This window comes from Prevotella sp. P6B4, from assembly GCF_000619985.1.
GTDB lineage: Bacteria > Bacteroidota > Bacteroidia > Bacteroidales > Bacteroidaceae > Prevotella.
In genome coordinates this window covers 245,968-257,949 of sequence record NZ_JHVE01000003.1, presented here as the reverse complement: position 1 = coordinate 257,949, position 11,982 = coordinate 245,968, and the positions used below count along the sequence as shown (strand labels likewise).

Here is an 11,982-nt window from a genome sequence, read left to right as displayed (position 1 = left end):
CTACGAGCCTTCGTCGTCGCTCGGAAATTGAAAGCAAGCTTTCATTTCTCTCGCTCCTAGAAGCCTTGTAAATAAATCATTATCTCTGTTTCAGAACGATTATCCTTCAAGAATTGAAACGGTTTGTTTCTTGTTACCCAAGAGTATTTCTACTCTTGCTTCTTGTACTACTTCTGTCTATGTAAATCTTTCAAAGAACTCTTTCTTAGTGCGCTATCGTTTTTGAGCGAAAGCGGGTGCAAAGGTACGGCAATTTTTCCAAACCTCCAAACATTTTCCAAAAAAAATTCCCAAAAACATGAAAGTTTTCGGGAATGTTTACATATTTGAATTTTTCACCTCTTATTATATATAATGTACGCGAGAAGCCTATTCTCGACGTCCAAAAATACGCAACAGATAAATAAAGAGGTTAATGAAGTCCAAATAGAGGGTCAAAGCACCCAAAAGTGCCATCTTTTGAGCAGCCTCTCCTGCATCGGGTGCCATCAAAAGCATATTTTTGATTTTCTGAGAATCGTAAGCAGTAAGACCCACGAATATCAAAACGCCCAGATAGCTTACAATCATTTCAAGACCAGAACTCTTCAGGAAGATATTCACAACAGTAGCGATAATAATACCAATCAACGCCATGAAGAGAATCTTTCCCATCGACGAAAGATCGATCTTGGTAGTATAACCGATGAGTGCCATTACTGCAAACGTACCAGCAGTGATAAAGAATACGCTGGCGATACTCGACATTGTATAGATAATGAAGATAGACGAGAACAATGCACCATTAATAACCGAATACAATACAAACAGCAACGTAGCTGTAGTAAGCGATAACCGGTTAATAGCAGCACTTACGCCAAATACGATGGCGAACTCAGCTATTACCAGCCCCCAAAGGAGTACACTGTTAGAATACAAGGCGGCAAGAACGCCTGGACTAGTAGCCACGCCATACGCTGTAACACCTGTAAGCACAAGGGCCAGCGTCATCCACACATACACTTTCCGTATCAATGCGGGAAAAGCAGCCGACATAGAGAGCTCTCGCTCACGTGTCAGACCATCAAAGTTAAATTCGTTATAATTCATACTCATTATTTTATTTCGAGATTCATTAATAATACTGCAAATTTAATGCCACAAAGGTAAGCATTTACTTTTAATAAAACATAAATAAGCAACAAAAATACCGTTTTATTAGTATTTTTGGAAATTTTTCACTATATTTGTACCCATGAACAACTAAAATGCAAATATAATAATACACTAACGAAAATGAAGATCGGTTTATTTATTCCCTGCTATGTTGACGTGGTTTATCCTCATGTAGGAGTAGCCACTTACAAACTATTAAAGCATCTGGGGCTGGATGTGGAATACCCACTGAACCAGACCTGCTGCGGACAACCGATGGCTAATGCCGGATTTGAGGGACAAGCTATCCCACTTGCCGAAAAGTTTGAAGACAAATTCAAAGGTTTCGACTATGTGGTATCACCCTCGGTTAGTTGTACTGCGTTTATTAAGTTAAACTATCCCCGCCTACTAAAAGGTAAAACAGAGTGCGAGACAGCCAAGAAAGCGATGGACGTTGTTGAGTTTCTGCATGATGTAGTGAAGGTCAACCATCCATTAGGTACCTTTCCCCACAAAGTTAGTTTGCACAACTCTTGTCATGGTGTGAGAGAATTGGGCTTGAGTTCGCCAAGCGAGGAGAGTATTCCGAAGTTCAACAAAATCAAGGACTTGCTGAACCTTGTAGAGGGCATACAGGTATTAGAGCCTGAACGCCCCGACGAATGTTGCGGTTTTGGCGGTATGTTCTCGGTTGAGGAGACAGCCATTAGCGAGCAGATGGGTATAGATAAAGTGCAGCGCCATATGAAGACTGGTGCGCGATTTGTAACAGGTCCCGACTGTTCGTGCCTGATGCACATGGCAGGTGTTGCCAAGAAACGAGGCTTGGATGTGGAGTTCAAGCATGTGGTAGAAATCTTAGCAGCAGAGCTGTGAGATTATCATTAAACATTAAAGAATAAACATTATGAGTACAGCACATAGTATCGCAGCGAAGGAGTTCTTGAAGAACCAAACATACGCAAAATGGCACGATGCCACTTTCTGGGCGGTACGCACCAAACGTGACAATATGGCATACGGACTTGACGAATGGGAACAGCTACGCGAGAAGGCCAGCGACATCAAACGCCACACCATCACCCATTTAGACAAGTATCTTGACCAGTTTGCAACTAAAGCGGAAGAAAACGGTTGTATTGTGCATTGGGCCAAGGATGCGCACGAATTCAACGAGATTGTGTTTGGCATTTTAAAGAACCACAATGTTAAGAAACTTGTTAAATCGAAATCGATGCTGACGGAAGAGTGTGAGATGAATCCATACCTCGAGCAGCATGGTATCGAAGTGGTCGAAACCGACTTAGGCGAACGTATCATCCAGTTGAAAGGTCAGGCACCAAGCCATATTGTGATGCCAGCTATCCACTTGAATCACGACGATGTTGGCGAACTATTCGAGGAGAAACTTGGCAGCGAAAAGGGCAACCACGACCCCACGTACCTTACTTATGTAGCCCGATTGAGTCTGCGCAACGAGTTTCTTACTGCAGATGCAGGCATGACAGGCGCCAACTTTGGAATCGCAGAAACAGGCGATATTGTAGTTTGCACCAATGAAGGTAATGCCGACATGTCGACCTCGTGCCCCAAACTGCACATTGCAGCGATAGGATTAGAGAAGATTATTCCTAATTATGATTGCTTGGCCGTATTCCAGCGCATGCTTTGTAGAGCTGGCACAGGACAACCCACTACCACGTTCACCTCACATTTCCGTAAGGCACGTCCTACAGCCAACCCTATGCACATTGTACTGGTAGACAACGGACGCAGCGATTGGATTGGCAACGCAGACCACTGGGAGGCACTGAAGTGTATACGCTGCGGATCATGCATGAACACCTGTCCCGTATATCGCCGTAGTGGTGGCTATTCGTACAGCTACTTCATACCAGGTCCCATTGGCATAAACCTTGGCATGCTTCGCGATCCACAAAAGCATTCTGGTAATGTAAGTGCTTGCACTCTGTGCAACTCATGCCAGACGCTCTGCCCTGCCAAGGTAAACTTAGGCGACCAGATTTACATGTGGCGTCAGCAGTTAGACGAGTTCGGTACTGCTAACCCGCAAAAGAAGATGATGTGCAAGGGCATGAGTATGGTATATGGTAATGAGGGCGTTTACAATATCGGTACGGCTCTGGCTCATTGGGCCAACCTCATTCCATCTCCACTTATCAACTGCGGCATGAATCCATGGGCCGAGGGGCATAAGATGATGAAATTTCCAAAGGAAACATTCCACTCGCTATGGAAGAAAGGAAAAGTAAAATAACTTTAAACATTGAACATTAAGTTATGAGTAACAAAGATGATATTCTGAAAAGATATAGGACAAATGTGAGAGAGAAATTCGACATGCCCGATTTGAGTGATATCAAAGCTACCACCTACCCCAACCCACTGGTTCAGTTTGTGAAGATGACAGAGATGGTGGGCGGACAAGTGATAGAAGTAGATCCTGGCCGCGATATCAATCTGCTTATCAAGGAACTGTTTCCTGATGCCAAGGAGATTGCCTCAAATCTGCCAGAGATAACCATCGCCACCAGAAATCCTGATACGGTTGGCAGAGCCCGCGATCTGAACGGAACAGATGTTGGCATTATCCGAGGAAAGTTTGGTATAGCAGAAAACGCGTGCATATGGATTCCACAAACCATGAAGGAGAAAGCAATTTGCTTTATATCCGAAAATCTGATTATCTTGCTCCCCAAAAGTAAGATTGTAAACAACATGCACGAGGCTTACAAACGCATCGAGTTTGATAAGGAGTACGATGGCTATGGTACATTTATCAGCGGCCCATCGAAGACCGCAGACATTGCTCAAGTATTAGTAATGGGAGCACAAGCAGCTAGAACCGCAACGATTTTACTTATGCCGGAATAAAGCTATTCAAGAGGTTGATAATCGTATCAACCTCCTTTTTTGTCATAGCCTGATGGCAGGGGATACTAAGTTCCATAGCATGAATTTGCTCGGTAACGGGGAACGAGAGATTATTCCACTCACGATAACATTGCTGTTTATGAGGCGGTATTGGATAGTGTATTTGAGTCTCTACACCATGCTCACGAAGATATTGTTGCAATTGATCTCGATATTCACAAAAAACAGGAAATATATGCCAAACACAATCCCGCTCATCACATGTATAGATAGACAAAAACGGATTTTTCACCTTATTTATATATAAAGAAGCAATCTCTTTACGGCAATGGTTTTCTTCGTCGAGGTATTTCAGCTTCACATCGAGCATGGCTGCCTGGATTTCATCTATACGCGAGTTATAACCTTGATAGTCGAATACATATTTCCTACCAGAGCCATAGTTCCCTAAAGAAGTAACCACGCGTGCCAATACTTCATCGTTGGTAGTCACAGCACCAGCATCGCCCAACGCACCTAAATTCTTGCCTGGATAGAAACTATGACCTGCAGCATCACCAAGCGAGCCTGTTCGTCTTTCACCAAATAGGCAACCATGTGCCTGAGCATTATCCTCGATAAGTTTCAACCCATATTTACAACAGATATCACCTATCATTGAAGAATAGGCGCAACGACCATACAGATGAACAATCATGACAGCCCTAGTCTTAGGCGTAATGGCTGATTCTATCTTTGTTTCATCAATTTGGAGTGTATTGATATTCGGCTCCACAATAATGGGGGTCAAACCACATGCAGTAATGGCGAGAATAGAGGCGATATAGGTATTGGCTGGTACGATGATTTCATCCCCCTTCTGCATCACTCCCATCTCTATATAAGCACGCATAATCAGTTTCAATGCATCCAATCCATTAGCACATCCTATAGCGTATTTAGTACCAATGTACTCAGCAAAATGTTCCTCAAATTTTCTTGTTGCCTCCCCCTTTATATACCAACCGCTTTCCATCACATGATTCACAGCCAAATGCAACTCATCGTCGTGTAAATCATTGAGAGCTTTCAGATCGAGATACTTTATCATAACACCCATTTATACCAATCGTAACATATGCCACGCCCACCGAAACCCTCTTTCTGATAAATCAACTGTTGATTGAGGTACGTACCTTGCTTTTCTGTCGATATACCAAAGTCGAAATAGGCATGACTCTTCAGCGATTGAGCAATCACCTTCTCAAACAACAAATCGAGAGCATGTAGTTCTCTACCTCTTGGACTGGCAGCAATGTATTGCGAATGTACTACACGTTTAGTGACATAAAGCACGCAACCACCTATCGTCTGATGTTCCTCTTTCGCCACAAACAGTAGTATGTGCTCTGGCAGACGATTATGAAGCAATTCTATTTCTTCAACGGTATGAACTGGATTCAGGCTATATCGCTCACGAAGATTATTCGAGAGAATCATCCAAAACTGACGATAATCTTCTGTTTGTTCTATCCTCACTCCAGCTTTTCTGGCTTTTTCTGCACCATTCTTTCTAATACGATACCACTCGTTCTGGTATTCACGAGTAATTGTAGATGACAATCCACGTGTGATACGCACATCGCACACCTCATTAATCGCATACAGGTCCTCTTCGGATGGCTGTTGGTGATAAATCCATGGCACAGGCTTATAAACAACCTCTTTTAAACCCTCCGCACGCAGATTTGCATTAATCATCCTGATTATTTCCACCACATCAGTAGCCGTGTTTCTTTCGTTCATTAGCAATCCGCCATAAGTCAGTCCTTGATGGGAATAGAATATATCACCATCCACATTTCCAGGCAATAAGGCATAAAGTCGTCCGCGACGATAAATCATCAACGAGTGGTCTCTGAACCTATCAGCATGGTAATCCATATAGCGACGATCGAAAAGAAATGTGCCATTCTTCGATGATGCCACGAAATCATTCCATTCGTCGACCAGCTCAGGTGAATATCGCCTTATTTCGAACATCCTACATATTTTAGAAATTCATCATAATCGTATATATAATCTTCCTCATCATAGTGTTCCGAAGCTAGAACAAGACACACACCACCAGAAGAAAAATCATCAAGTGTTCGCCAGATATTGGTATCAATCAGCAAGCCTTGCCATGGATGATTCAGAAGGACGGTCTTTCGTTCGAAGCCATTATCCAATGTTACATTGAATGAACCGCTCAGAGCGACGACAAACTGACGCAAACGTTTATGAGCATGTCCACCTCGACACTCGCCACTAGGTACATCGTAAACCCAATAGGCCCGTTTTATATCGAAGGGGACCATCGACAGTGCCTCAGCAAAGGTCAGATTGCCACGCGGATCAGTGATTCTTGGCAAATCTACGATCTTGACATCCAAGCGGTTCATCATCCGGAAATCCTCTATTAGTGTTCAAACTTTGTGTAAGGATCAGTTCCCAGCACGGTCTTAGCCAGTCGCTTAGCCTTGTCACGCAGCGCATTTACGTCGTCACCAACCTCGCCGTAGCAGAGTACTACACCCATACGACGCCCCTTGTGAGCCTCGGGCTTACCGAAGATACGGATACGTGTGCGATCCTCCTTCAGAGCTTCGTCAAAGTTGTAGTCGAGCAATGAACGATCAACAGGTGTTGAAGCCTCCTTTGGTGAGAGAATCACAGCCGATGCGCCAGCATGCTCAAGATGGATTGCGGGAATAGGCATTCCCATTACTGCACGGAAGTGTAGTTCAAACTCGCTCAGGTTGGTGGTATGTCCGAGTGTTACCATTCCGGTATCGTGTGGACGTGGACTCAACTCGCTGAAGATAACTTCACCCTGCTTGGTAAGGAAGAACTCAACGCCCCAGATACCAGCACCAGTAAGCGCCTTGGTTACCTTGTCGGCCATTATCTGAGCCTGCTTTAAGGCCTCATCAGATATCTTGTATGGCTGCCACGACTCACGGTAGTCGCCAGCTTTTTGTACGTGTCCGATAGGCGGACAGAACAGTGTTGGCCAACCATTCTTCTGCGTAACCGTAAGTAGGGTAAACTCCGAATCAAAGTCGATAAACTCCTCGATGATTACCTCTTTCACATCGCCGCGGCTACCTTCCATCGCCTCCTTAAAGGCCTGCTCCAATTCGTCGTCATTGTGTACATAGCTCTGGCCGTGACCAGACGATGACATCAGAGGTTTAACCACACATGGAAAACCGATTTCATCAGCAGCATGTTTAAACTCATCGAAGGTCTTGGCATAGAAATACTTTGCTGTACGCAGTCCCAGTTCCTTCGATGCCAAGTCGCGGATAGCACGACGATTCATGGTGAAGTTCACGGCACGAGCAGATGGAACCACCTGTATGCCCTGTTCCTCAAACTTGAAGAGTCGCTCTGTGCGGATAGCCTCAATCTCTGGCACGATGATGTCGGGCTTGTGCTTGTTTACCACAGCCTCCAGAGCATCTCCGTCGAGCATTGAGAACACCTCGCGCTCATCAGCCACCTGCATAGCTGGCGCATTGTCATAACGATCGCAGGCTATCACGTACTGTCCTGCACGCATAGCGGCTATCACGAACTCCTTACCGAGTTCACCTGAGCCTAGTAATAGTATCTTTTTCATTTCTCTATGGTTTGTTTCAACATTTGCCACTCTGGTGTCACTGCCAACTTTCTTATGCACTGGTCTATACGTGCCATTGCGTCTTCCTGACACATGCCGAATCCCTTGGCTATCTCCTGCAGCGATTTGCGCTCGCAGCCCAACAGTCCGTAGTAATGCGTCACAGCCTCCTCTTCCTCAGGTGGCAACAGGTAGAGCAGATGCTCCAGATAGTGCTCCATCTGGGGAGTAACGCTGGTGGGATTGATACCAATACGCACCAGATACGAGTGTAGCTCTTTTGAAAGATTATCTGTTGGCATACATGTTATCGTAATATTTCTGGTAGTCGCCACTGGTCACATTGTCCAGCCACTCCTGATTGTCCAGATACCAGCGAACTGTTTTTTCTATTCCCTCCTCGAACTGGAGTGATGGCTCCCAGCCAAGCTCACGCTGCAGCTTAGAGCTGTCGATAGCGTAGCGCAGATCGTGTCCGGCACGGTCTGTTACGAATGTAATCAGGTCCATATCCTCGCCTTCCTTACGTCCAAGCAGACGGTCAACGGTCTTGATTACCACCTTGATGATATCGATGTTCTTCCACTCGTTAAATCCACCGATATTATATGTATCAGCAATCTTACCCTCGTGGAAGATAACGTCGATGGCACGAGCGTGATCCTCTACATACAGCCAGTCGCGCACGTTCTCACCCTTACCATATACTGGCAGAGGCTTGTGATGACGGATATTGTTGATAAACAGCGGAATCAGCTTCTCAGGGAACTGATAAGGACCATAGTTGTTTGAGCAGTTGGTCACTACCACAGGCATTCCGTATGTATCGTGGAATGCACGAACAAAGTGGTCGCTCGATGCCTTTGATGCTGAGTATGGTGAATGAGGATTATACTTTGTTGTCTCCAGGAAGAACTTATCGCCATAAGCCAGATGATGCTCTGAGCTTGAAGCGGTAGTTGTGAAAGGAGGCTCGATACCCTCTGGGTGTGTCAGTTCCAGTGCGCCATAAACCTCATCAGTTGAGATATGATAGAAGCGCTTGCCCTCGTACTTCTCTGGCAGACTCTCCCAATACAACTTTGCAGCCTGCAGCAAACTCAGAGTACCCATCACGTTGGTCTTTGCGAATGTGAATGGGTCCTTGATAGAGCGGTCAACATGACTCTCAGCAGCCAGGTGGATGATACCGTCAACCTTCTTATCTTGCATCAGTTTGTAGAATGCGTCGAAGTCGCAGATGTCCATCTTAACGAACTCGTAGTTTGGTTTGTTCTCGATGTCCTTCAGGTTAGCCAAGTTACCAGCGTAGGTAAGCTTGTCGAGGTTAATAATGTGATACTCGGGATACTTGTTCACAAACAGGCGGACTACGTGTGAGCCGATAAAGCCTGCCCCTCCAGTAATAACGATAGTTTTTTTCATACCTTTTCTATATTATTTTTATTTCTTTCTCTATAATACTGTACTACAGTCATAACAATTCCAAAAGCAACTGACTCAAACAAAAGTCCACTCCAATCGATTGTAGTTCCGAAAATCAGAGTGAGTATAATGTGAACAACAGCAAAAACAATTGCCGTCGACACTGCCATTACCGTATATCTATACATAATCTCATAATGTTATAACTTCTAAATCTTTAAAATCCTTCCCGTCGATAGTCAGTCGTATCAAGGTTCTGTCTTTATGCCACCCCTGAATACCTGCCGCACCTGGGTTGATGTGTAAAAGATTAAGTGTCTTATCGAACTTCACCTTCAGTATGTGCGAATGACCAGCCACAAACAATTGTGGCGGCATGGCATAGAGTGTAGAGCGAACACTGGGATCGTAGTTGCCAGGATAGCCACCTATATGCTTAATCAGCACATCAACATCCTCGCACTTAAATCGATTCAGCTCGCGATACATCAGTCTTAAGTCGCCCCCATCGCAATTACCACATACAGCTCGGAAGGGACGGAAGGCAGCCAACTTCTCGGCCACCTCTAAACTACCGATATCGCCAGCATGCCAAATCTCGTCACAGGGTTCAAAATAGTGTAAGTACTTATCGTCCCAATAGCTGTGAGTATCGCTCAGTATGCCTATTCTCTTCATAATCCAAAACGCTTGCGAATAAAGTCGGCAATCAGTTTTTCGGTTTCTTCAAGCCCCAGCAAACTGGCATCCACGCACAGGTCGTAGCTCTCGGCAGCACCCCACTTCTTACCAGTATAGTAATTATAATATTGCGCACGACGGGCTTCCACATGCTCAATCAGTTTGCGGGCTTGCTCGGCATCCAACTGCTTAACTTTTGATACGATATCTACGCGGAAGTCCATCGAGGCGGTAATAAACACATTCACTACATTCTCGAAATCTCGCAGAATATAGTCGGCACAACGCCCCATAAACACGCAACTGCCTTCGCTGGCGGCCTTTTGGATAGCATCGCTCTGAAACTTAAAAAGGCTCTCCTGCGAGAAGTTCGAACCATACAAGTTACCACCCATAAAGTGTGGTGTCTGTACATTCAGCAATCCACGCAAAAAGCCTTTCTTCTCATCATTCTGTTTAAAGAACTTCTCCGAGAAGCCACTCTCTTTAGCAGCCAGATTCAGCAACTCGCGATCGTAATACTTCGCTTCAAAGTCCTTTGCCAGCATGCGTCCTATTTCCTGTCCGCCAGCACCAACCTGCCTACCTACGTTAATAATAATATGATTCATTATTCTTTAGTTATTCGCTTTCGCTACTTTAAATTTCTTCATATACCACATCAGCATGGGTATTGTCATCGCAAACGACAGAAAATCGCTGGCTGGCATCGAATACCACACACCGTCGAGCCCCCAGATCAACGGGAACACATACGCCATCGGTAGCAACAGGAACAGCTGTCGCGACAGCGAGAGGAATATAGAAACCTTTACTTTTCCGATGCTCTGGAAGAAATGTGTGATGGTAGCCTGCGCGCCTACCACGAAGAACACCAGCATATCCAGTTTGATACCCGTGGCCGACAGTTCTATAAGTGTTTCGTCGGTGGTAAAGATACGGGCTATCTCGCGGGGGAAAAGCATCGACAGTATCCAACCAACCAGCAGGATTGTCGTAGCACACCCGATAGCCATAAAAAGGCATCGCAACATGCGGTCGTACTTCTCGGCACCGTAATTATAGCCCACGATAGGCTGCATGCCTTGGCACACACCCATCACAAACATAAAGAACATCATCACCACCGAGTTGGCTATCGAATAGGCACCCACTGCCATATCGCCACCATAGCGTACGAACTGGTTATTCATGAAAATCACGATCACGCACGATGTAACGTTCATCAGGAATGGCGATATACCAATAGCAATAATATTACTTACTAATCGTTTCTTCAGTCTATAGATACCATGCTTCAGGTGCAATATCTCGTTCTTGTTCGAGAAAAGCCACAACTGCCAGCACATAGCAATGGTCTGTGATGTTACGGTAGCCAAAGCTGCACCACGAATGCCCCAACGGAACCACCATACAAACGCCAGCACCAGCAATATGTTCATGCCCACAGTAAACAGCACCGAGTACATGGCATATTTGGGCTTACCTGCAGCACGCAGCACAGCGTTCATACCAAAATACATGTGGGTCATTACGTTACCCAGCAGAATAACCGTCATAAACTCGCGTGCATAAGGCAATGTGACTTCGCTGGCACCGAAGAAATACAGGATAGGATCCAGGAACATCAGACAGATAACCATGAATGAGAAACCGATAATCAGGTTCAGCGTCAGGGTATTTCCTAACAGATTCTGAGCCGTAGGATAATCCTTCTGCCCCAGCTTTACACTAATGCTGGCACTCGACCCCACACCTACTGCTGCACCAAAGGCTGCACTCAGGTTCATAAAGGGAAAGGTAATGCCTAAGCCCGCAATAGCCTCGGGGCCTACAATCTGACCGATCATAGCACGGTCGATGATATTATAGAGACTCGAAGCCGACATGGCCACAATAGCCGGCAATGCATATTGCCACAGTAATTGTCCTACAGGTTTCGTGCCCAGCGCCAAAGTGGTTTGTTTATTATCACTCATCTGTTTACTATTCATCATTTCGTGTGCAAAGATACAAAAAAAAATGCAACATACATTACTACACTATGACTTTTTCATAATCTTTAAGGAGAAGTCTGTTTAGAACGTATTTTTCTCTAAGTACTTTTCACATGCAAAGTAGTTAACGTGCAAAAATTCTTTAGGTACTTTTCAAAAAAAACGGATTTAGAGTTTGAATAAACATACAAAAGTCTTGGT

The 11,982-nt window shown here is 44.9% G+C and carries 13 protein-coding genes; 3 read left to right on the top strand and 10 right to left on the bottom strand.

Features of this window, described 5'->3' with window-relative positions; translation table 11 throughout:
* Positions 1 to 369: 369 nt before the first annotated feature.
* Entirely contained in the window at positions 370 to 1,089 is a 720-nt protein-coding gene (locus tag T491_RS0103365) for a Bax inhibitor-1/YccA family protein (protein WP_028902628.1), read from the bottom strand.
* A gap of 186 nt (positions 1,090 to 1,275) precedes the next feature.
* Between T491_RS0103365 and T491_RS0103360 the strand changes: the two genes are divergently transcribed.
* Genes T491_RS0103360 through T491_RS0103350 form a run of 3 tightly spaced genes read left to right on the top strand, consistent with a single transcriptional unit; the run spans position 1,276 to position 4,032 of the window.
* The gene (locus T491_RS0103360) at positions 1,276 to 2,013 is read left to right on the top strand and encodes a (Fe-S)-binding protein (protein ID WP_028902627.1); all 738 of its coding nucleotides are present in this window, start codon (positions 1,276 to 1,278) and stop codon (positions 2,011 to 2,013) included.
* 31 nt (positions 2,014 to 2,044) lie between these two features.
* Complete coding sequence (locus tag T491_RS0103355; RefSeq protein ID WP_028902626.1) at positions 2,045 to 3,415, top strand: lactate utilization protein B; 1,371 nt, start codon at positions 2,045 to 2,047, stop codon at positions 3,413 to 3,415.
* Between the two features lie 23 nt (positions 3,416 to 3,438).
* Positions 3,439 to 4,032: an LUD domain-containing protein gene (locus T491_RS0103350; protein ID WP_028902625.1), complete on the top strand. Its 594-nt coding sequence runs from the start codon at positions 3,439 to 3,441 to the stop codon at positions 4,030 to 4,032.
* Here T491_RS0103350 and T491_RS0103345 read toward each other — a convergent pair.
* The 9 genes from T491_RS0103345 to T491_RS0103300 all read right to left on the bottom strand — a co-directional run bounded on the left by T491_RS0103345 (position 4,019) and on the right by T491_RS0103300 (position 11,781).
* The gene (locus T491_RS0103345; protein ID WP_028902624.1) at positions 4,019 to 5,122 is read right to left on the bottom strand and encodes a DegT/DnrJ/EryC1/StrS aminotransferase family protein; all 1,104 of its coding nucleotides are present in this window, start codon (positions 5,120 to 5,122) and stop codon (positions 4,019 to 4,021) included. The two genes, T491_RS0103350 and T491_RS0103345, sit on opposite strands and share 14 nt — an antisense overlap.
* Positions 5,119 to 6,054, bottom strand: a complete 936-nt coding sequence (locus T491_RS0103340; RefSeq protein ID WP_028902623.1) for a GNAT family N-acetyltransferase — start codon at positions 6,052 to 6,054, stop codon at positions 5,119 to 5,121. Before T491_RS0103340 ends, T491_RS0103345 begins: the two co-directional genes overlap by 4 nt.
* Positions 6,042 to 6,455, bottom strand: coding sequence for an FdtA/QdtA family cupin domain-containing protein (locus T491_RS0103335; protein WP_028902622.1), 414 nt, complete (start codon positions 6,453 to 6,455; stop codon positions 6,042 to 6,044). Before T491_RS0103335 ends, T491_RS0103340 begins: the two co-directional genes overlap by 13 nt.
* A gap of 17 nt (positions 6,456 to 6,472) precedes the next feature.
* Positions 6,473 to 7,678, bottom strand: a complete 1,206-nt coding sequence (gene purT, locus T491_RS0103330) for a formate-dependent phosphoribosylglycinamide formyltransferase (protein WP_028902621.1) — start codon at positions 7,676 to 7,678, stop codon at positions 6,473 to 6,475.
* The gene (locus tag T491_RS0103325; protein ID WP_033147264.1) at positions 7,675 to 7,980 is read right to left on the bottom strand and encodes a hypothetical protein; all 306 of its coding nucleotides are present in this window, start codon (positions 7,978 to 7,980) and stop codon (positions 7,675 to 7,677) included. Before T491_RS0103325 ends, purT begins: the two co-directional genes overlap by 4 nt.
* Positions 7,967 to 9,103, bottom strand: coding sequence for a dTDP-glucose 4,6-dehydratase (locus T491_RS0103320; RefSeq protein ID WP_028902619.1), 1,137 nt, complete (start codon positions 9,101 to 9,103; stop codon positions 7,967 to 7,969). The genes T491_RS0103325 and T491_RS0103320 overlap by 14 nt, the downstream gene beginning before the upstream one ends.
* Positions 9,104 to 9,295: 192 nt before the next feature.
* Positions 9,296 to 9,781: a metallophosphoesterase gene (locus T491_RS0103310; protein WP_028902617.1), complete on the bottom strand. Its 486-nt coding sequence runs from the start codon at positions 9,779 to 9,781 to the stop codon at positions 9,296 to 9,298.
* Positions 9,778 to 10,395: an AAA family ATPase gene (locus T491_RS0103305; protein ID WP_028902616.1), complete on the bottom strand. Its 618-nt coding sequence runs from the start codon at positions 10,393 to 10,395 to the stop codon at positions 9,778 to 9,780. Before T491_RS0103305 ends, T491_RS0103310 begins: the two co-directional genes overlap by 4 nt.
* Positions 10,396 to 10,401: 6 nt before the next feature.
* Positions 10,402 to 11,781 (bottom strand): MATE family efflux transporter, encoded by a 1,380-nt coding sequence (locus T491_RS0103300; RefSeq protein ID WP_231480169.1) that lies wholly within the window; start codon positions 11,779 to 11,781, stop codon positions 10,402 to 10,404.
* Between the last annotated feature and the right edge of the window lie 201 nt (positions 11,782 to 11,982).